Annotated in this window: 22 protein-coding genes; 19 read left to right on the forward strand and 3 right to left on the reverse strand. The window is 31.4% G+C overall.

Annotated elements, in window-relative coordinates; genetic code table 11:
• The first annotated feature begins 194 nt into the window (after positions 1-194).
• The 6 genes from CUL_RS0101985 (at position 195) to CUL_RS0102010 (ending at position 7386) form a co-directional block, all read left to right on the forward strand.
• Entirely contained in the window at positions 195-2294 is a 2100-nt protein-coding gene (locus tag CUL_RS0101985; protein ID WP_025640346.1) for a heavy metal translocating P-type ATPase, read from the forward strand.
• A gap of 123 nt (positions 2295-2417) precedes the next feature.
• Complete coding sequence (locus tag CUL_RS0101990; RefSeq protein ID WP_025640347.1) at positions 2418-3365, forward strand: tetratricopeptide repeat protein; 948 nt, start codon at positions 2418-2420, stop codon at positions 3363-3365.
• Between the two features lie 60 nt (positions 3366-3425).
• The gene (map, locus tag CUL_RS0101995; protein WP_005582361.1) at positions 3426-4175 is read left to right on the forward strand and encodes a type I methionyl aminopeptidase; all 750 of its coding nucleotides are present in this window, start codon (positions 3426-3428) and stop codon (positions 4173-4175) included.
• A 65-nt stretch (positions 4176-4240) separates the two neighbouring features.
• Positions 4241-4909 (forward strand): response regulator, encoded by a 669-nt coding sequence (locus CUL_RS0102000; RefSeq protein ID WP_005582362.1) that lies wholly within the window; start codon positions 4241-4243, stop codon positions 4907-4909.
• 132 nt (positions 4910-5041) lie between these two features.
• Entirely contained in the window at positions 5042-6226 is a 1185-nt protein-coding gene (locus CUL_RS0102005; RefSeq protein ID WP_025640348.1) for an MFS transporter, read from the forward strand.
• Positions 6227-6258: 32 nt separating this feature from the next.
• Positions 6259-7386 (forward strand): sensor histidine kinase, encoded by a 1128-nt coding sequence (locus CUL_RS0102010; RefSeq protein WP_005582365.1) that lies wholly within the window; start codon positions 6259-6261, stop codon positions 7384-7386.
• A gap of 23 nt (positions 7387-7409) precedes the next feature.
• Here CUL_RS0102010 and CUL_RS0102015 read toward each other — a convergent pair whose 3' ends face one another.
• On the reverse strand, positions 7410-7772 hold the full coding sequence (locus CUL_RS0102015; RefSeq protein WP_005582367.1) for a DUF1667 domain-containing protein: 363 nt from the start codon (positions 7770-7772) through the stop codon (positions 7410-7412).
• Between the two features lie 209 nt (positions 7773-7981).
• Between CUL_RS0102015 and trhA the strand changes: the two genes are divergently transcribed.
• The 10 genes from trhA to CUL_RS19850 all read left to right on the forward strand — a co-directional run bounded on the left by trhA (position 7982) and on the right by CUL_RS19850 (position 16233).
• The gene (gene trhA, locus CUL_RS0102020) at positions 7982-8629 is read left to right on the forward strand and encodes a PAQR family membrane homeostasis protein TrhA (protein ID WP_005582369.1); all 648 of its coding nucleotides are present in this window, start codon (positions 7982-7984) and stop codon (positions 8627-8629) included.
• A 53-nt stretch (positions 8630-8682) separates the two neighbouring features.
• A complete protein-coding gene (locus tag CUL_RS0102025) occupies positions 8683-9435 on the forward strand; it encodes a SagB/ThcOx family dehydrogenase (RefSeq protein WP_025640349.1) in 753 nt (250 codons plus the stop codon).
• Between the two features lie 109 nt (positions 9436-9544).
• Positions 9545-9961 (forward strand): metallothiol transferase FosB, encoded by a 417-nt coding sequence (gene fosB, locus CUL_RS0102030; RefSeq protein WP_005582373.1) that lies wholly within the window; start codon positions 9545-9547, stop codon positions 9959-9961.
• 54 nt (positions 9962-10015) lie between these two features.
• Entirely contained in the window at positions 10016-10528 is a 513-nt protein-coding gene (locus CUL_RS0102035) for a nitroreductase family protein (RefSeq protein ID WP_005582374.1), read from the forward strand.
• 142 nt (positions 10529-10670) lie between these two features.
• A complete protein-coding gene (locus CUL_RS0102040; RefSeq protein WP_005582375.1) occupies positions 10671-11834 on the forward strand; it encodes a TraB/GumN family protein in 1164 nt (387 codons plus the stop codon).
• 122 nt (positions 11835-11956) lie between these two features.
• On the forward strand, positions 11957-13858 hold the full coding sequence (locus CUL_RS0102045; protein ID WP_025640350.1) for a M28 family peptidase: 1902 nt from the start codon (positions 11957-11959) through the stop codon (positions 13856-13858).
• A gap of 71 nt (positions 13859-13929) precedes the next feature.
• Positions 13930-14118: a cysteine-rich CWC family protein gene (locus tag CUL_RS0102050; protein WP_005582377.1), complete on the forward strand. Its 189-nt coding sequence runs from the start codon at positions 13930-13932 to the stop codon at positions 14116-14118.
• 23 nt (positions 14119-14141) lie between these two features.
• A complete protein-coding gene (locus tag CUL_RS0102055; RefSeq protein ID WP_025640351.1) occupies positions 14142-15116 on the forward strand; it encodes an MBL fold metallo-hydrolase in 975 nt (324 codons plus the stop codon).
• A gap of 241 nt (positions 15117-15357) precedes the next feature.
• The gene (locus tag CUL_RS0102060) at positions 15358-16074 is read left to right on the forward strand and encodes a peptidylprolyl isomerase (RefSeq protein WP_025640352.1); all 717 of its coding nucleotides are present in this window, start codon (positions 15358-15360) and stop codon (positions 16072-16074) included.
• 30 nt (positions 16075-16104) lie between these two features.
• Complete coding sequence (locus CUL_RS19850) at positions 16105-16233, forward strand: hypothetical protein (protein WP_269077306.1); 129 nt, start codon at positions 16105-16107, stop codon at positions 16231-16233.
• Positions 16234-16269: 36 nt separating this feature from the next.
• Here the strand turns inward: CUL_RS19850 and CUL_RS0102070 are convergent, their stop codons facing one another.
• On the reverse strand, positions 16270-17076 hold the full coding sequence (locus tag CUL_RS0102070) for an ABC transporter permease (protein ID WP_025640353.1): 807 nt from the start codon (positions 17074-17076) through the stop codon (positions 16270-16272).
• Complete coding sequence (locus CUL_RS0102075) at positions 17069-17848, reverse strand: ABC transporter ATP-binding protein (protein WP_005582384.1); 780 nt, start codon at positions 17846-17848, stop codon at positions 17069-17071. Before CUL_RS0102075 ends, CUL_RS0102070 begins: the two co-directional genes overlap by 8 nt.
• A 142-nt stretch (positions 17849-17990) precedes the next feature.
• On the opposite strand from CUL_RS0102075, the gene CUL_RS0102080 reads away from it, so the two are divergent.
• Genes CUL_RS0102080 through CUL_RS0102090 form a run of 3 tightly spaced genes read left to right on the forward strand, consistent with a single transcriptional unit; the run spans position 17991 to position 21378 of the window.
• Positions 17991-18575, forward strand: coding sequence for a thymidine kinase (locus tag CUL_RS0102080; RefSeq protein WP_005582385.1), 585 nt, complete (start codon positions 17991-17993; stop codon positions 18573-18575).
• Between the two features lie 11 nt (positions 18576-18586).
• Positions 18587-19417 carry an NAD(+) diphosphatase gene (gene nudC / locus CUL_RS0102085; protein WP_025640354.1) on the forward strand — a complete coding sequence of 277 codons (831 nt, stop codon included), beginning with the start codon at positions 18587-18589 and terminating at the stop codon, positions 19415-19417.
• Positions 19418-19446: 29 nt separating this feature from the next.
• Positions 19447-21378 carry a bifunctional metallophosphatase/5'-nucleotidase gene (locus CUL_RS0102090; RefSeq protein ID WP_025640355.1) on the forward strand — a complete coding sequence of 644 codons (1932 nt, stop codon included), beginning with the start codon at positions 19447-19449 and terminating at the stop codon, positions 21376-21378.
• Positions 21379-21680: the final 302 nt, after the last annotated feature.

A 21680-nucleotide genomic window follows, 5' to 3' on the forward strand; every position in this document is an offset into this window, starting at 1 on the left:
TGAGTGGAGTCTACTAAATGAAACAAATATAGAATATGGTGATTCTGAATATAAGCCTGTTGGAGAATTCAGGTTATAAAAAAACGCCTTTTTAGGCGTTTTTTTATTGACAGTTTTGGATGAAAGGCATATAATATAATTAAACATATGAGCAAGTGTTCATATGTTTAATAGTAATCAAGGGGGATATTTTGATGAAAGAATTTATTCTAGGATTGGAAGGATTAAATTGTGCAAGTTGCGCATCAAAAATTGAAAAATTAACAAATGAAATTGATGGTGTAGATAATGCAACTATAGATTTCGTTACGAAGAGATTAAGGGTCAATATAGTTGAAGAAGATAGATTGAAGGGGATTATAGAAGAAATTAAAAATATTGTAAAAAGATTAGAACCAGATGTAAAGGTAGTAGAAGAAGGGCATGATCATCAATATAGTCATGATCACGATCATGGAGATATAGGTAGAAAAGGTATAATCAAAATAATTATCAGTGGAATCCTTTTTGTAATACCATGGTTATTAAAATTAGATGGCATTCCTAGATTGACAATATATTTAGCGGCGTATATTATTATTGGAATGGAAATAATAATTAGAGCTATAAAGAATTTATTTGCAGGACAACCCTTTGATGAAAATTTCCTAATGACGGTAGCCACTTTAGGTGCCTTTGCAATTGGAGAATATCCAGAAGGAGTAGCTGTAATGCTTTTTTATCAGGTAGGGGAGTTTTTCCAAGGGCTAGCAGTCAATCATTCTAGAAAATCTATATCGTCTTTGGTGGATATTAGGCCAGATTATGCTAATTTAGAAAAGAATGAGGAAATAACAGTTGTCAATCCCAAAGATGTCCATATAGGAGATTATATAATCGTAAAACCAGGAGAGAAGGTTCCTCTAGATGGAGTAGTCGTCCAAGGGAAATCTTCTGTTGATACATCCAATATAACTGGAGAATCGGTGCCTAGGACTATAAATACAGGAGATATGGTATTAAGTGGGTTTGTTAATAGAGAAGGATTATTAAAAGTGGAAGTTAAAAAGGAATTTCAAGATTCTACAGTATCGAAGATATTGGATTTAGTTGAGAATGCTTCAAGCAAAAAGGCACCTACAGAGAACTTTATAACCAAATTTGCCAGGTATTATACGCCAGTAGTGGTATTCACAGCTTTAGCTATTGGATTGATTCCACCCTTATTTTTAGGTCATGATATATCTGATTGGGCTTATAGAGCCTTTGTATTCCTTGTAATATCATGTCCTTGTGCTTTGGTTATATCCATTCCTCTAGGATTCTTTGGAGGAATTGGTGGAGCATCCAAGGCAGGGGTTCTTATTAAAGGTGGAAACTATTTAGAAGGATTAAATGAAGTAGATACTATTGTATTTGATAAGACAGGAACTATTACAAAGGGTACCTTTAAAGTAACAGGAGTGGATAGCTATGGAGAAACTACAACAGAGGAAATAGTTGAACTGGCGGCTTTAGGTGAATCCTATTCTAATCATCCAATAGGAAAATCTATAGTAGAGGCCTATGGTAAAGAAATTGATAAAACTAGAGTTAGTAACTATAGGGAAATAGCTGGAAAGGGAATTGAAGCAGAAATAGATAGTAACAAGGTATTGATTGGTAATAAAAAACTATTTGAGGATAACAATATAAGAGTTGAAGAAAAAGAATCTATTGGGACGATAGTATATGTAGGTAAAAATGGGGCTCATATAGGAACTATAGTGGTATCCGATGAATTGAAAGAAAATGTAATTAAAGACATTAAAAATATTAAATCAGAAGGAATTAAAAATACTATAATGCTTTCTGGTGATAAGAAAGAAACTGCTATTAAAGTAGGAGAACTAGTAGGTATCGATAAAGTATATGGAGATTTATTACCTCAGGATAAGGTTAAAATATTTGAAAAAATATTAAAAGAAACGAAGGGTAAAGTTGCATTTGTTGGCGATGGGGTAAATGATGCGCCAGTTTTGGCAAGAGCTGATATTGGAATAGCCATGGGAGCATTGGGTTCTGATGCAGCCATAGAGGCTTCCGATATTGTAATAATGACAGATGAAATAGGGAAAATAGCAATAGGTATGAAGATTGCTAAGAACACAAAAAGGATAGTTACTCAAAATATTGTATTTGCATTAGGTGTTAAACTTATAGTGTTAGTTTTAGGTGCCTTTGGAGTTGCGACTATGTGGGAAGCAGTATTTGCTGATGTGGGTGTTTCTATAATAGCTATATTAAATTCTATAAGAGCGCTAAAAATACAATAAATTGTTGGGCAGGCCTGTAGGTCTGCCCAATTTTAATATTTTTTTGCCCATAAAAGTAATAAACAACTAGGAACTTGTGATAAACTATAAGTAAATATATTGTTTCTAGGAGTGGTTGCAAAGATGAAGGGTCAGTTAAGCAATTTTGACAGAAGAAAGAACTATATTATTTTAGCTGAGAATGCCTATTCAGGAGAGGATAGGAAAAATGCTATTAAATTTTATATAAAGGCATTAAAATTCAAGGGAAGTAAAGCTGACAATGTTCAAATTTTATATAATATGGCTATTATATATGACGAGTTGGATATTCCTGAAAAGGCTTTAAAGGCCTATGAAAGGATCGTAAGATTAGATAAACGAGAGGCTGGAGCCTACTATGGTATGGCGATTATGTATGAAAGATTGAAAGATAAGGAAAAAGCATTAAATTTATATTCCAAAGCAGTTGAAATCGACCCCTATTATGATAGGGCTTATTTTTACATGGCCAATCTTTATGATGAAATAGGAGATAAGTATAAAGCCATTTATTATTATCAAAAGGTTATAAGCCTTAATCCTAATGATTATATAGCTTATAACAATTTAGGTTCTATATATGAAGAACTAAAAGATTATGATAAAGCATATGATATGATAAAAAATAGTATCCAAATTAACCCCAATTATTATAAGGCCTTGTTTAATATGGGAGTAATATACAAGAAATTGAACAATCATAAAAAGGCTATAGAATACTATGATAAATCTATTGAGAATAACAATAGTTATTCCGATTCGTATTTGAATAAATCAGCCATATATATTGAAGAAGGAAAACTTAAAGAGTCAATAGAAGTGTTAACGGAAGGGATTAAACACAACCCTTATGCAAAATATTTATATTATAATAGAGCTTGTTGTTATGCAAGATTAAATGAAATAGACAAAGCTATAAAGGATTTGAGAAAAGCTCTAGTTATATATCCCCAAATTATTGAAATGATTAATATAGATGAAGATCTTGATAACCTGCGAGAAGATGAAAGATTTATTGCCTTAACTAATCAAAGGAAGAAAGACATTTGATTATGATAGGTATTTCTGGTATATATTAAGATAGAATTATATATAGAAAGGAAAGGGTAAATGGTTATTATTAAAACGGAACAAGAAATAGAAATGATGAAAAGAGCGGGAGAGCTGTTAGCAACTGTCCATAAGGAAATTGCTAAAATTATTAAGCCGGGAATTAGCACTTATGAAATAGACCAATTTGTGGAAGAATATTTGAAAGAACGTGGGGCAAACCCGGAACAAAAGGGCTATCATGGATATCCTTATGCTACCTGTGCTTCTATTAATGATGAAATATGCCATGGTTTTCCACGAAAAGCACCTTTAGAAGATGGAGATATAGTTACTATCGATATGGTAGTAAATTTAGATGGTTGGTTAGCAGATTCTGCATGGAGTTATCCAGTAGGGAATGTTTCTGATGAAGCCAGAAAATTACTAGATATAACTAAGAAAGCTCTATATTTGGGGATCGAAAAGGCAGTAGTTGGCAATAGAATAGGGGATATTTCCTATGCAATACAGTCCTATGTAGAATCAGAGGGTTTCTCCGTTGTGAGAGATTTCGTAGGCCATGGAATAGGAAGGAGTATGCATGAAGATCCACAAGTACCCCATTTTGGTACACCTGGTAGAGGATTAAGGCTTATGGAAGGCATGGTTATAACTATAGAGCCTATGATAAATATAGGTAAATATGCTTGTACAATAGACGATAATCAATGGACAGCAAGAACTATAGATGGGAAACTATCAGCCCAGTATGAACACACTATTGCTATAACCAAGGAAGGTCCTTTAATATTGACAGATCAAGAATAAGTATGGGAGACCTTTGGTCTCCTAAAATTATATGATTTTGATTTGTGAAATCAGGAGGTTTAAAGATGATTAAGGTCTTAATAGTCGATGACCAAGCTCTTATAAGGGAAGGATTAAATATGATGTTGAGCCTTTACGAAGAAATAAAGATAGTTGGAGAAGCCATTAATGGACAAGAAGCAATTGAGATTATTGAAGAAAAAGAAGTGGATGTAATTCTTATGGACATTCGAATGCCTTGGATGGATGGAGTAGAAGCAACTAGAATCATAAAAGAAAGATATCCCCATATAAGAATAATAATACTGACTACTTTTAATGAAGATGAATACATATTTCAAGGATTGAATAATGGAGCTGATGGCTATATTCTCAAAGATGTAAGCTCAAAAGAATTAGTAAGTAATATTGAATCCGTTTATAAAGGAGATATATTATTTCATGGGGAGGTTGCTAAAACTATAGCTGCTGCCATGCAAGAAAAGAAGCTAATTCAAAATAACAAAAACAGATTGGAAGAGTTAACCCCTAGAGAAATGGAAATAGCAAAATTAGTAGGTGAAGGAAAAAGCAACAAGGAGATAAGTAAAATCCTATACATAACGGAAGGCACAGTAAAAAATCATATAACCAGAATACTAAGTAAATTAGATTTAAGGGATAGAACCCAATTAGCAATTTGGTTAAAGACTCGTAATAATCATCCTAAATGCGATGAGAGGCTTGAATTATGACTTTAGTCATATATATAAACATGACCAAAATGGTGACCTTAGATTCAGGAAATTAATATCTTTTAAATCTATACTAGATATAAGAAGGTTTTATGCCATAGTCGGAGTATCTAGTATATAGGAGGTTTTACCATGAATAATTTAAAAGCTTTAAAGAAATCCGTATTTTTTATTTCCTTTCCATTTTCCCTAATAGGTTTTTTGTTCCCCGTATATGCCCATTCCATAGGGATATCCGTTATAGAATTAGGGGTTATATATTCAACTTTTTCATTATTTACGATTTTAATGCGGCCTGCTGTTGGATTATTAATTGATAATAGAGGTAGGAAAGTTGGAGTTGTTTTAGGAATAGTATTTTATTGTTTAGTAAACTTGTTTTTATTGATTGGCAATGATTTTAAATATTTATTAACTGCTAGAATTTTTCAAGGTATAGGCGGTTCTTTCATATGGATTAGTATAGATACTATAATATCCGATATAAGCAATGAAAATAATAGGTCAGAAAATTTTGGAATTATAAATGAATCTCTAAGTAAAGGGGACTTTTTAGGAGCTTTTATAGGGTTCACTATAATATATAACAATTTTTTTAGCGATTCATTTAGAATTATATTTTTTATTTACTTAGTTACAAGTTTAATTAGTCTTTATTATGCAGTTTCAAAAGTAGAAGAGACTTTTTTCTATAAAAAATCTTATCAAGAAGATATAATAAATAATAAAAGCTTCAATCTATTTTTATTTTTAATGGGTTCTTTAACTTTTATATCCAGTTTAACATCCCATACCTATCTTATATATGTTAGAGAAAATATTACAGATCAACTATATCTAATAAGTTATCTTTTCATTCCTGGTGCTATTCTATCTATGTTTTTACCCAATAAATTTGGCAAATTATCCGATAGATACGATAGAAGAAAAATATTATGTAGCGGCATATTAGTTCTTGGGATACTATATTTGTTGATTCCGATAGTAAAAAATTATTATTATTTTATAATAATCAATACCTTGATTGCTATAACTTCAATGTTCTACGGTCCAGCTCAATCTGCTTTAGTCGTTGATATAGTAGGGGATAATCAAAGGGGGAAGTCCTATGGAAAATACAAATTGGCTCTTGGTATTGGAGGAATGCTAGGTTCTATGGTAGGTGCTTTTGTTTATGATCAAATAGGGAACACAATAGTGTTTTATATTAAAGGAATAATATTGATTAGCTTCAGTATGCTCACGATTAAGCTGATGGATGTTAAAACAGGATATGACGAAGTGGAAAACTCAAGGGAAAGTATAGACGGAATATAAAGTAAACCCTAACGTACTCAGGTGATGTTTAGATGAAAAAATGGGAAAGATATAATTATATATTGAGAATTATTTTGTATATTATCTTTTTTATTGATATTTTTTTTAGAAACAAGGGAGATGCAACAAGTTTAATTATCTATTCATTAATATTAACCTTGGCAATTTCCAACGACTATTTAAGATATAATTATTTCTATAAAAGGTCCAATGCCATATATTATACTTCTATAATAGCTTCAATTGTTTTTGGTGGAGTATTGAAATTCTTTGTAGGAGGATATATAGAAATTTATTTATATATAATCCTATTTAATATAGCTTTTTTAAGTAATAGGAAAGCAGTAAAATATCTATATACTTTAAATGTATTAGTAATTATATTTGTTCCTGTATTTAGAATTGCTTCATTGGAGGGAGTAGGGTTCCTTCAAGTATTTATAGAAAATCCACTGGACATTTTTATGATACTTGTGTTACTGTTTTTTTCTACTACTACCATGTTTTCCTATAGGGCACTAATAATAGAGAAAAACAAAGTGGAAAAGTTAAACAAAGAAATAGAGGAATTAGCCATTACAAAAGAGAGAAACAGGGTAGCCCAAGAAATCCATGATAATTTAGGCCATAACCTTGTGGCGTTAAATATGAATTTAGATGTGGTAGGCAATATGGTAGATAAAGAAGATGAAATTGAGGAAATAATAATAAAATGCCAAAGATTGACTAAAGACAGTATGGAGAACTTAAGAAGAGCAGTATATGCATTAAAAGATAAAGATATATCTCAAGGATTAATTAAGTCTATAGCAAAGCTGATTCATAATATTGACCATAACTCTAATATAGATATAAATTATAATATAGATGACAAAATTGAAGAATACCCTACTGAGTATACAAATATCATATATTCTACCCTTAAAGAAGGTATAACAAACAGTATTAAACATAGCAACTGTAGTGAAATGAAAATATATGTAGAAATAGGAGAGCAAATATATATGACAGTAAAGGATAATGGAATTGGATGTGAAGAAATTGTTAAGGGAAATGGATTAATTGGAATAGAGGAAAGAGTGAATAAAATAGGTGGTCAAGTAAGCTACATTACAAAAAAAGGAAAGGGGTTTATAATAGATATTAAACTCCCCTTATAGAATAGGTTGAAAGATAGGGGGATTTAAGCCTTCCTAGCGGCTATTACATCTACCCCTAATCCTAATATATTTTTAATAACTATATCTCCCCGTTTAATAGGTCCAGTTACCTCAACAGTGTTAAATATTTTCATAACTTCATCTACTTTATCCTTAGGAATAACTCCTGTGGTTTTTACGGGCAGATGTTTTATGGTGCCGTTCCTAAGCAGTACTCTACCGGTTAGAATCCTAGATGGCTCTGTTATTTCCTTTATCCCAAACTCTATACCCTTGCCACAGCTATTTCCTTCTACAGTATATCCAGAAGGAGTTGATTTATTTTCAAATATTATTAGTTCACATCCAATAGGACAGACTTTACATTTTTTTATTATTTTATTCATTGATGTATTCGCCTCCAGGAAATATAATACTATCTAGAACTTGAACCATTATATTATATCATATTAATAAATAATGATAAGTGATTACAAAAATAAGCTATTATTGGCATTATAAAATTTTTGAGATAATTTGGATATGATTACATATATAAGGTATACTTAAAATAAGAAAGTAGAAATTTTATTAAATAAAAGGAGAGGGATAAATTGTGAAAAATAATAACCGATATACTAAAAAAGAAGAAATTGCTAATGGCATAACCCACGGATTAGGAATACTATTTGGCATAGTAGCTTTAATTATATTACTAATTCTTTCCGTCAGAAAAAAAGATACTATTTCCATTGTTGCTTTTAGTATGTACGGGTTTTGTTTGATATTAATGTATCTATCCTCAACTCTTTATCATTCTATTAGAAATAAAAAGGCAAAAAGAATTTTAAGAGTGTTCGATCATTCATCCATTTTTTTATTCATAGCAGGGACTTATACTCCTATAGCTTTGCTTTCCATGGAAGGAAGATTAAGAATAGGAATTATGATAGCTATTTGGTCTATTGCCATATTTGGAGTAATATTTAAAATATTTACTGCTGGTAAATTTGATAAATATAAAGCAATATCTTTAATTATATATATAGCCATGGGATGGATAGCATTGTTTACAATAAAACCTATTGTTAGGATGACATCCTTAGGTTTTATGCTTTGGATCATAGGTGGAGGACTAGTCTATACTTTAGGAACCATATTTTATAGTAATAAAAAAATTCCATATAACCATGCCATATGGCATTTATTTGTATTAGGAGGTACAGTACTCCATTTTGTTGGGATACTGATATACTTAGTTTAAACAAGATATAGATAGTTTTTTGATATGATTATATTGGGAGAGGAGTGAAAAATATGAATAAAAATATAGGAGGAGAGTTTATTGAGAAAACTAAATACCAATATATGGGTACAACAGATCAAGAAAAGGAATTGCCCCAACCACCATTAGAATTAGAATACGAAAAAGGTGAAGTACTAATCGAGCTGCCGTCGGTAAGCAATATAAAGGTTAATAATATAGATCTAAGGGAAGCAATAGAGTCAAGAAAGAGTTTAAGAAAATATAGTAACGAATTTTTAACTAAGGAAGAATTATCTTATCTTTTGTGGTGTACCCAAGGGGTGAAGGCTATTACCTCAAGACCATCAACTTTAAGGAATGTTCCTTCAGCAGGGTCTAGGCATTCTTTTGAAACGTATCTTCTTATAAATAGGGTAAATGGATTAAAACCAGGGTTATATAGATATTTAGCTATTGATCACAAGCTGCTAGAAGTTAATACAGAACCAGATATAGCTGAAAAAATAACCTATAGTTGTAATGAGCAAATTTATGTAAAAAATAGTGCTGTTACTTTCATCTGGAGCACAGTGATTTACAGGATGAAATGGAGATACGGTGAAAGAGGCTATAGGTATGTCCATTTAGATGCAGGTCATGTATGTCAAAATCTATACTTAGCTGCTCAATCCATAGATAGTGGAGTTTGTGCGATTGCAGCCTTTGATGATGATAGGTTAAATGAATTGCTTGGTTTAGATGGAGAAGAACAATTTGTTGTTTATCTTGCAACTGTAGGAAAGAAACCAGAGCTAAAATCCTAATCAATACATGGTATAATAAAAATTCATAAAATTATACAGAACAGATTACAGAAACTAGCCCTATGGGAGGAAATGAGGGCAACATAATGAAATTATTGGGGGTGCTTTTATGGAATCCATCAACCATATAACTTTTTCAGTGTCAAATCTGGATAAGTCAATAGAATTTTATGAAAAAATTTTAAATGGGAAATTGCTAGTAAAAGGGGATAAGCTTGCTTATTTTGATTTAAATGGATTATGGCTGGCATTAAATCTTGAAGAAGATATTCCAAGAAATGAAATTTATAAATCATATACCCATATAAGTTTTACAATTGATGAAAAGGATTTTGAGAAAAAGCTTGAAGAATTAAGGCGATTAGACGTAAATATACAAATAGGAAGACCAAGACATAAAGATGAAGGTAAGTCCATTTATTTTAGAGATCCAGATGGACATTTATTTGAGTTCCATACAAAATCGAGGGATGATAGGATTAATTATTACAAAATAAATAGAGATGATTTAGAGTTTTTTATATAGAAGATAAGATAAATAAATAGGAATTTTTTATTATAAAAAGGAGTGATATAATTAATGAATGTATTAGAAGCTATAATGACGCGTAGGAGTATTCGTAAGTTTACAGGAGAGCCCATAAGTGAAGAGGATTTGAAGACCATATTGAAGGCCGGATTTCAAGCCCCTTCAGCTCATAATTTTCAGCCAAGAGAATATGTAGTAGTAAGAGATCAAGAAAAAATACAAAAAATTACAGAATTCCATAAATATGCAAAGATGTTGCCTAAGGCTGGCTGTGGAATAATCGTGTGTGGCGATAGGGAAAAGCAACCAGAAATAGGCTTTCTTGTTGAGGATTGTTCTGCTTCAATACAAAATATGTTATTAGCAGCTCATGGATTAGGATTAGGTGCTGTATGGTGTGGCCTTTATTCTGTGGAAAAATTGACAAAGGCTATGGCAGAAGTTTTAGAGTTACCTGAACATATAATACCTATTGGTATGGTTGTAGTTGGAGTTAAGGATGAAGAAAAGGATTCAGTAGATAGATACGATGAGAGTAAGATACATTATGACAGGTGGAAATAAGGAAAATTTAAACATACTACATAAATTATGTAGTATGTTTTTGCCTATATGGATATAGAGAAAAGTTAAAGCTTCTACTTTTAGGTTTTAAAGACGAGAAGCTTATTAACTACTTATTAACTAGAGGAATGGAGTAGATTCTATGAATTATCAACTGGAAAGATACTTAAAGAACAATTATAGTAGAATATCTAATGGAGAAAATGGAGATAAATTAGGATTATCTATTATAGAAGGAGACTTAAGGAATAAGGAGATTTTTTTAACGGGAGAGAATCATGGGGTTAAAGCTAATGCTGAACTTAGAATGAAGTTCTTAAAGTATATTAAAGAAAAGACGGATTTTAGATACTATCTTTGTGAAATTCCCTATAGTATGGCCTATTTTTTAAACCTATATCTAGAAATAGGCAATGAGGATATATTGAAAGAGGTTTATATATCTTTAAAAGGTACTGATGCTTGGAATAAAGATGATTATGAACATTGGAAAGAAGTTTATGAATTTAATAAAGGATTGCCAAAGGAGAAGAGAATAACCATTGTTGGAATAGATATAGAGCATCAACCTGAAAATGCTTTTAAGTTTATGGATTACTGCATATCAAGCCAGTATATATTTAAGGAAATGGAGGAAATAGCTAATTATATAAATTTAATTAACAAAAGAAATGTGAATATTTCCTCCCATGAATTAATAAGATTTTGTGAAAAATTAGTGGATGAGTTGGTTAGTAAAGAGGATTTATATAAGACCCTATTAGGGGAAAATTTTTATGGGTTTAAACATGTTAATAGAAATCTACTAAATATGTTAGAAGTATATTCTAGTAATAATTTTAATGGTGTAAGAGATAAAAAGATGTACTTAAATTTCTTGGAGCTTGATAAAAGGTTACCGAAAGGAAAGTATTTTGGGCAAATAGGCTTATCCCATGTATTTCAAAAATCCTTTCCCCATGTAACCTGGTTTGGTGCTGCTTTAAATAGTCAAAAGTCCAAATTTAAAGGGAAAATACTATCTATAGCTTATGCTTACCATAATTGTAGATACCTATATCCTACTACTAGAAAAAATTACATAAGTTCAATTAATACCTTAGATACAACGTTAAAAGCTTTCAATTACTTTGTTAATGATAAATATATTATTTTAAAATTAAATGGGGAGAACTCTCCCTTTAGCCAGGCACTACTTTGGCCTGTAGTACATAAATTTCCCGGTGAAGGCGTTACTACCGACTATTTTCAATATTTAATAATAATAAATAACTCTAAAGCTGTAGACACATTAGAATTTATATAATGTAAACTAATATAGTCAGAGTAATATATAAAAAACAACAGATACTCTATGTTAATATATCTATATATTTTTATATATGATAAAATATATAAAAATATATAATTGAGGAAAAGGGGGATATGATGACAAAGCCAAATTGGATACTAATTATTGGCTCTATAATAATTTTATTGCTATTATTCGTAATAATTTATGAAGATAGTCTAATTACTGCTGATCCATATTCATTAGATAGGGGTCTGGAATATAGAATCGGTAACGATGTACTAAAAGTGGAACATCCTATTAAGCCTAACTCTGTAGACAAATTAGGGACAGATCCATTAGGTAGAAATTTGCTCAGTCTGCTTATTAAAGGGACAAAAATAACTGTTGGAATTGCTTTTATCTCCACAATAATTAGACTTGCTATTGGAATTTTAATATCACTTTTTATAAAGGACAAGAAAAAACGAGTTAATAGTGGAATTTATTATATATTAACCATTATTTTAAATATATTCATTGGGTATATGATTTTTACCCAACCCTTTTTCAAAGAGCTAGAATTAAGTCATTCTATATTAGCTTCTGGAGTAATATTAGGAATATTTGGCTGGGGAAGGATTATTATTTCATTGAATTGCAGAAATAGTGTATATGGGACAAGAAATGGCAAAGAAATCAAAGTATATTTAAAGGAAAAAGCTCCTTATATTTTGATAAACTTTTTTATGGAAATGGGAACAACCCTTTTTATCCTTTTAATACTAGGCTTTCTAGGAATAACAATTGGAGTAAATAAATATTCAACTATTAATACAAATTGGGGAATTATGCCAAACTATAATCCAGAGTGGGGAGGTATACTTGCAATAGCAAGACAGGCTATAGAATTAGAAGCCTATTGGTTAATTGTTGGACCATTGTTCTTCTTTATAATTAGCATTTTAGGTTTTTTATTAGTTGGAAAGGGATTATCTCAAAATATTGAAAAATATGGAACTATTGTCTCCAAAAGGATGGTAAAGATAGGTAATTTCATATCACCAAAACAGTATGTAGAGGATATAAAAAGATTCAGTTGGAATAAAGCTAGAGTAATAGTAAAAACGGCAATAATAATATTTATTATTTTATGGATTGCTCCATCAATAAATACGGGCAATGGATATTATCAGATTGATAAGGAAAGAGTATGGAAGGATTTGAAAAATATATATGAAATACAACAAATCAATGGCATAAATTCTATAGAATCAAAGGATAGGGTTGGTGAGTATATAGCGGAAGAATTAGAAAAAATTTATAGATTACTTCCAGTTTTTGAAGACGAATATGTACAGGAGATCAATTATGAACAAGAAGACCTGGAAACCAAAGAAAAAGCAGTAGTCAAAGGTAGAAATATTGCAGCTTATATCTGGGGAAGAAACAGCAATAATCCATTAGTCATAGTTACAGATTATGGTAATGAATTACATAGAAACGGCACCTCCGTTGCCGCAACCTTAGAATTAGCAAGGAGTTTAGGCGAAAAAAACAATAAAGAAATGGCAAGTAGAACTATAGTCTTTTTATTTATTGATGGAAATTTAGATGAGGGTATGGGAGTATATAACGCCCTAGGTAGTAAAAATATAGATATAAATAGCTTTTATATTTACTTGAATTATTTGGGATTAGGAGATAGTAATAAAATATATATAGATACATCCTCTGTTTTAAGCGCCTATAAAAGACATTATAGAAATATAAGAAATATAAAAGAAGGAGCAAAAGAATTAAAAATTACTATTGAACAAGAGTACTTCAACAATATGTTTATAGATATTGAAGCCTTTACTGAAAACAAGGTATCAGGTTTAGCTTTATCTGGAATAGGGAAAGAAGGATATGAACAATATACTAAGTTTAATGAGCAAAACAGAAACGATATTAGCAAAATCCATTCAAATACTTTGGAAGAACAAGTACAATTAATCATGAATATAGCCATAAAATATGCTTGGAGCGACAAACCCCGGTTAGGGGATTCTTATTAAAAATGGTATAATCATCTTTAAATTTAAAATATATGGGGAAAAAGAAATTGAAAATCTAAGGAGGGATTTAGTTGGCCTTAACTGATATGGAAAAAACATGCCCAATTTGTGGGAAACCTAATAATTGTCAACATGACAAAGGTAATTGTTGGTGTGAAAAGGTAGAAATACCGAAGCATATTTTAGATTTAGTACCGGATGACAAAAGAGGAAAGGTATGTATATGTAAGGATTGTATAGATAAATATACAAAGAATTAAAAGCACAAAAATGAGGTGATAAGATGACATTGGAAATATATCCAAATATTTATTTACTAGAGATACCTTTACCCAATAATCCTTTAAGAGCATTAAACAGTTATATTGTTAAATCAGATGAGAAAAACCTAATTATCGACACAGGGTTCAATAGAATAGAATGTGAAAAAGCTTTAATGAAAGGGTTAAAGGATTTAAATATTAGTTTTGGTAGTACTTATCTTTTTGTAACTCACCTTCATTCAGATCATTCAGGATTAGCTGGAGCTCTGAATCGGATGGGAATTAAGATATATACTGGAAAAACGGATGGCAATATGGTCAATCAAATGGGCACTGAAAAATATTGGAGAAGGTTTGACGAGTTTAAAATGTTATTTGATCTTGAAAAGGATAATATATCCTTTAATGATCATCCAGGGTATAAATATTCTCCGAAGAAACCCATAGAATTTACACCATTAAATGAAGGAGATATATTGACTATAGGTAATTATAATTTTGAGGTAGTTTTTATACCTGGTCATACCCCAGGCCATCTTGGTCTATATGAAAGGGAACACAAATTGTTTTTTTGTGGAGATCACATATTAGACAGCATAACCCCAAATATTTCTTTTTGGGGATTCGATGAAGATATATTGGGAATATATTTTAATAGTTTAAACAAAGTATATAATTATGATATAGATTTTGTATTTCCCTCCCACAGAAATATAATAAAGAATCATAAAAAAAGAATTGATGAATTATTAGATCATCATAGCAAGCGGTTAGATGAAATAAAAGGCATAATAAAGAATGATAAATTATCGGTTAGGGATATAGCATCTAAAATGCATTGGGATTTAAAATATGATAATTGGGAAACTTTCCCTAGCCCACAAAAATGGTTTGCCTCAGGGGAAGCCATGAGTCATTTAGAACATCTAGTTTATACAGGAGAAGTGGAAAAAAGTATGGAAAATGGAATATTATATTATAAATCAAAATACTAAGAATTTAGTAGAAAATAGTATAAAGGATACTGAAGAAAATAGGATTGACCATAGTAAAACATCTGGTATTATTGTTTGATGGTTCTATAGAAGTAACAAGTAAATTAGGTTATGGCAGTAAATTTACTGTAACTTTATCTTAAGTAAGGCTATACTCAGCGGTATAATATTGAGTATAGCCTTATTTTTATTTTTATGATATCCTATAAAAGTAAACTCCATATTAGAAAGGAATTTAGAAATGATTAAAAATATACAAAAACTTATACTGTTTTTAATAATAATAGCTGTTTCCCTTCTAGGTGGATGTAAAAAAGAAGATAGTACTAAAGAACCAGCAAGAGGAGGCGTTGATGTGGAATTAGAGCAATTGAAATTACCTGAAAAAGGGGAAGAAATTGCAGTAATGGAAACTAACTATGGAACTATTAAGATAAGGCTTTTTCCTAATGTAGCATCAAAAGCAGTAGAAAATTTTACAACCCATGCAAGAAATGGATATTACAATGGATTGACCTTTCATAGAGTAATAGATGGTTTTATGATTCAAGGGGGAGACCCAAATGGAAATGGAACTGGTGGCGAAAGTATATGGAGTAAACCCTTTGAAGATGAATTTGATATAAATTACCATAATTTTAGAGGTGCCTTATCAATGGCCAATGCTGGGCCAAATACTAATGGTAGCCAATTTTTTATAGTTCAAAACAGAACAGTAGAAGAATCTTTAATAGAACAAATGACTCAGATAGGAGAAAAGGGAGGTTTTTCTGAAACTGTAATAAAAGCTTATACAGAATTAGGAGGTACGCCTCATTTAGACTTTAGACATACTGTATTTGGTCAGGTGTTTGAGGGGATGGATATAGTAGATAAAATTGCAGCTGTAGAAACAGATGGAAATGGCAAGCCTGTAGAATTGGTTATAATTGAAAAAGTTGAGATAGTTAATTATTAATAGTCCAGATTAAAGAACGGGGGAATTTTGATGATATTCCTTCTTTTTAAAGGTATACAAGTAGCTAATGTGTATTTAATGAAAAACAAAGATTGGAAAGCAAAAAATACTCGGGGGGAAGAAGACTTAGATGAAGACAATGAAGATTTAGACAAATAATGAAAGGTTAGGTTTATTTTAAACCTAACCTTTCTCTTATTCATTCCATTTTAAAAATTTGTCCTCCAGAATAGATATTCCTTTATACATTAATGCCGAAATTAAGGCTAAGATAAAAACACTCATCATTACTAAATCCAATTTAAAGACCTGACCACCATATACTATTAGATATCCTATTCCCGCTTTAGACACTAAAAACTCCCCTACGATTACCCCTACCCAAGAAAGTCCAATATTTACCTTTAAGGTGCTTATCATAGTAGGTATAGAATAAGGTAGTACTACTTTTTTAAGAATTTGAAATTTAGTAGCTCCAAAGGTTTGTAAAAGTTTTATTTTATCTTCATCCACAGATATAAAACTAAAATACATATTCATGATAGTGATAACTATTGATACAGTAATGGCAGTAACTATTATTCCTGAATAACCTGCACCTACCCAAATAATTAGAATGGGAGCTAAAGCTGTTTTAGGCAAACTATTTAGTACTACCAAATAAGGGTCCAAAACTTTTGCCCAAAAATCAGACCACCATAGGCCTATTGCAATTAGAATGCCCAGTAAGGTACCTGCACTAAAACCAAGGATAGTTTCAAAAACAGAAATGCCTACATGGTAGAATAGTCCTCCGTTTTTGGTATATTGTAAAAACAAATTCCATATCCCTGAAGGATAACTTGTTAAGAAGGAATCTATCCAGTTAAGTCTAGCTGCTAATTCCCATAGCAACAGACCTATTGTCAGGATGGATATTTGTGCTATGAAGATAGTACGTTTTCTTTTCCTTATCTTTTTCAAATACTTAATATGTTCACTAGATAATGAGTTATTAGACATGAACATCAAGCTCCTTCCATATTTTATTGAAATAGTGTCTAAATTCTGGGGCTTCACGACATTTTATTGGGCTCCATATTCCTTCAGGACAGGTTAATTCAATCTTAATGATATCTTTAATTCTTGCAGGTCTATTAGTGAGAACAATTATCCTGTCAGATAAAGATATAGCTTCAGCAATATCGTGGGTTACTAAAAGAGCTGTCTTTTTCTCTCTTTTCAAGATTATACCTATTTCATCAGATATAGCTAATCTTGTCTGATAATCTAATGCAGAAAAAGGTTCGTCTAACAGCAGTAGATTTGGTTCTACAATCAAAGTTCTGATCAATGCAGCCCTTTGTCTCATACCTCCTGATAATTGTCTAGGATAATTATATTTAAAATCTCCTAGCCCGTAGGTATCTAAAAGCATTTCTGCAGTTTTTATAGCATTATCTTCCACCTTGCCATGAATTTCTAAACCCAATAATACATTCTGAAGTATAGTTCTCCACTCAAATAGATGATCTCTTTGGAACATATAACCTATATCCTTTGTTGGACCAGTAACCTTCTTCCCGTTAACTAAAACTTTTCCCGTAGAAGGTTTGATTAAACCAGCAATTATTGAAAGTAAAGTAGATTTTCCACATCCACTAGGGCCTACAATACTGACTATTTCCCCTTCGTATACGCTAAAATCAATATTCCGAAGGGCTTCAGTTTCACCATTAAAGGTATGATAGGTCATACCTATCTCATTTACTTCAACTATAGTTTTTTTATCCATAAGCAACTCTCCCTCATAGGACATATGATACTTCATAATATTCATTAAAAAATATTATGTGAATATCCATAAAATTTTTCAAGACTAAATTGGAAAAATCATGGTATAATAGTAAAAGCTAAAGAAAAAGGAGGAAAATATTTTGCATCAATACAAAGGAAAATTAATTGTTCATACTGGATCAATGTTTTCAGGAAAAACTTCCAGTTTAGAAAAGGATGTTAAGAGGTTTAATATAGCAAAATATAAGACAATAGCCTTTAAACCTGCTATTGATAGCAGGTTTAGAAGAAATGAGATTGTGACCCATGATCTAACTTCTATGAATGCAATTTTAGTAGACGATATAAACCAATTAATAGAATATTGCAATGAATTAAAACCAGACGTAATAGCGATAGATGAAATTCAATTTCTAGGAGGCAAAGTTGGGGATATAATTGCAGGGATTAATGGATTACTTGAAAAGGATTTTACTGTTATAGTAGCAGGTTTAGATATGGACTTTACTGGTAAGCCTTTTGAAATAGTAAAAGAGTTAATGCCTATAGCAGATTATCTTTATAAACATCATGCTGTATGCGTAAGGTGCGGCAATGACGGATGGGTTAGTCATAGAAAATCTGAAGACCAGGAAAGGATTAAAATAGGAGCCTCTGATGAATATGAGCCTTTATGCAGAAAATGTTTTTTAAAAGTAAAGGAAAATATGACAAGTACTGAATAGGGGGAGTTAATATGGAAGACTATATTTTATTTCAGCCATCGGTTAAACCTATACATAAGGAAGATGAAGAAGATTTTTGGTTTCTATTTAAAGATAATCAACTTATGGTTTATGAAGGAAAAGGAAATATTACCATCCCTAGGCAAAAGGATGTACTTGATTTAAATATAAGTATATATAATATCCAGTGTATGGGAGCTTATTCTGGGTATAATTGTCAATGCGGAGAGTTTGTAGACCATATAGAAGAAGAAAATATTAGTTTTATGGATTTAAGAACTCTGTCTGAATTTGTAGATGAGAACATTTATCTTATGGCTTCAAAAGCAAATCTATTGCTTAACTGGTTGAAATTAAACCAGCATTGTGGAATTTGCGGTTCTAAAATGTATATAAAAGACAGTAAATATGAAAGAGCGATGGTATGTTCAAATTGTGGCAATACAACTTGGCCAAGAACTTCACCAGCAATTATTGTGGCAATCACTAAAGAGGACAAACTATTACTAGCTCGCAATAGGCAGTTTCCTAATAGAAGGTATAGTGTAATTGCTGGTTTTGTTGAATATGGGGAAACTTTTGAAGAATGTGTTAAGAGAGAAGTATATGAAGAAGTAGGGATTAAAGTAAAGAATATTAAATATTTTGGATCCCAGCCTTGGCCTTATCCAAATTCCATGATGATAGGATTTACAGCAGAATATTTAGATGGAGAAATAAAAGTAGATGGTGAAGAGATAGTAGACGCTGACTGGTTCACCAAAGAGGAAGTACAAGGAATGTATAAAAAGTCTATAAGCATAGGTTCTCAGCTAATTGAATGGTTTCTGGAAAACCATTAATTACAATTGGATTAATTTGGAGGTAAAGTATGAAGAAAAACTTTAAGGTATTACCTATTTTATTAAGCCTCATAATGATTTTTATGCTAATTCCTCAAAGGGCCTATCTAGAAGAAAAAGAAAAATCAATAATAATATTATTTACTCATGATATGCATGACCATCTTTATCCTTTCGATGTAGAAGAAGATGGAGTAATTAAAACCTTGGGAGGATATGCTCGGCTAAATTCAGCAATTAATAAGGAAAGGGAAAAGGCCCCTAATCTTTTACTGGTAGATGGAGGAGACTTTTCCATGGGAACTTTGTTTCAAACAATTTTTGCTAGTCATTCTCCTGGAATAAGGTTAATGGGGAAGATGGGATATGATGTAGTGACTTTTGGCAATCATGAATTTGATTTTAGAGCAGATGGGTTAGCTTATAGTTTGAAGGCTGCAAAAGATAGCGGAGAGATCTTACCCCAAATCGTAGCATCCAATATTTCATTTCCATTAGACGGCAATGAAGAATTGACCCCAACTTTGACTAAATTGAAGAATTCCATGGAATATTATGGAGTGAAAGATTATACGGTGATTGAGCGCAACGGTAGCAAAATAGGTATTTTTGGCTTAATGGGGAAGGAAGCGGCATCTAATGCACCTATGTCTGAAATCGAATTTACCGACCCAATCCAAGCAGCTAGGGACACAGTTCAGGAATTAAAAAATGAAGAAAAGGTAGATTTGATAATTTGTTTATCCCATTCTGGTACTTGGGAGGATAAATCTAAATCTGAAGACGAAATACTGGCTAAAGAAGTTCCAGATATTGATATTATTATTAGCGGTCATACTCATACTACTCTTCTAGAACCTATAATAGTTGGAAATACAGTTATCGTCTCTTCTGGCAGGTATGGAGAAAACTTAGGTGTATTAAACCTAGTGAATGATGAGGAAAAGTGGAGAGTAAAGGATTATAGATTAGAACCTATAGAAGAGCACTTAGCTTTAGACCCAGAAATCACTGAGGCCATAGGGTATTATAAAGAGATAGTCCAAGAAGAATACCTAGATAGATTTAATATGGTCTTTGACGAAGTAGTAGCCTATACTTCATTTAATTTTACTTCTTACGGAGTACTAGGTAAAGATCATGATGAAGATATATTAGGAAATCTTATTAGCGATTCCTATATATATGCAGTAAAGGAAGCTGAGGGGGAGGATTATGAGCCAATAGCTGCTTCTGTAGTTCCTACTGGTACGATAAGGGGCTCTTTTATTAAAGGAGATATTACTGTATCAGATGTATTTAATGTAAGTTCCTTAGGTATAGGGCCTGATAAAGTTTCGGGTTATCCATTAATATCTGTATATTTAACAGGAAAGGAACTAAAGACTGTAGCAGAAGTAGATGCTTCCATTGCACCCATAATGAGTGTAGCACAACTCTATACATCTGGTCTTAATTTCACCTTTAACCCAAATAGGTTAATCTTTAATAAGGTAACCGATGTATATTTAGAAAAGGAAGATGGCAGCAGAGAAGAGATAAGGGATGATGAACTATATAGGGTAGTAGCAGGGTTGTATTCTGCACAAATGCTTTCAATTGTCGGTGATAAGTCCTTTGGTCTATTATCCATAGTACCTAAGACTAAGGAAGGCCTTCCTATTACAGACTATGAGGCACAAATAATATATGACGAAGGCCATGAAATTAAGGAATGGTTAGCTATAGCGGAGTATTTAAAATCCTTTGATAAGGAAAATGGAGTACCGCAAGTACCATTATATTATAGTCAAAAACAAGGTAGAAAAATTGTTGATGACAACCCAAATTTATTTGCAAGACTTAAAAACCCCAATAAGGTAACTTTAGTTGCATATTCTGTTGTTTTGTTCATAATAGCTTTAATAATCTTACTAATTGGAATTATAATCAAGAAAAAGAAAAAGGTCCATGCTAAATAGTTATACATTATGATTTAGAGTTGCCATCTATAGCAGGGGAATTTACGGGAATAATTTACTGTTTAGTACTGTACTTTGCAATTTACTTTAAAAAGAAGTTGAATTCCTTTTTATCTATTATACTTGGAAGAGTTGCCGCTGTAATCAATTTATTCTTTGGAAATATTGCTTCTTTGATAATTATTGCCTTTCTTACAACAATAGAAGATAAATCTAAAAGCAGTATTACTATGGATGATTCTGAAATGAATTAATTAGAATGTAAGCCTTTTATTATTAGAACTTTTGATCCACGTCTTAAT

The organism is [Clostridium] ultunense DSM 10521, assembly GCF_000511955.1.
GTDB lineage: Bacteria > Bacillota > Clostridia > Tissierellales > Tepidimicrobiaceae > Schnuerera > Schnuerera ultunensis.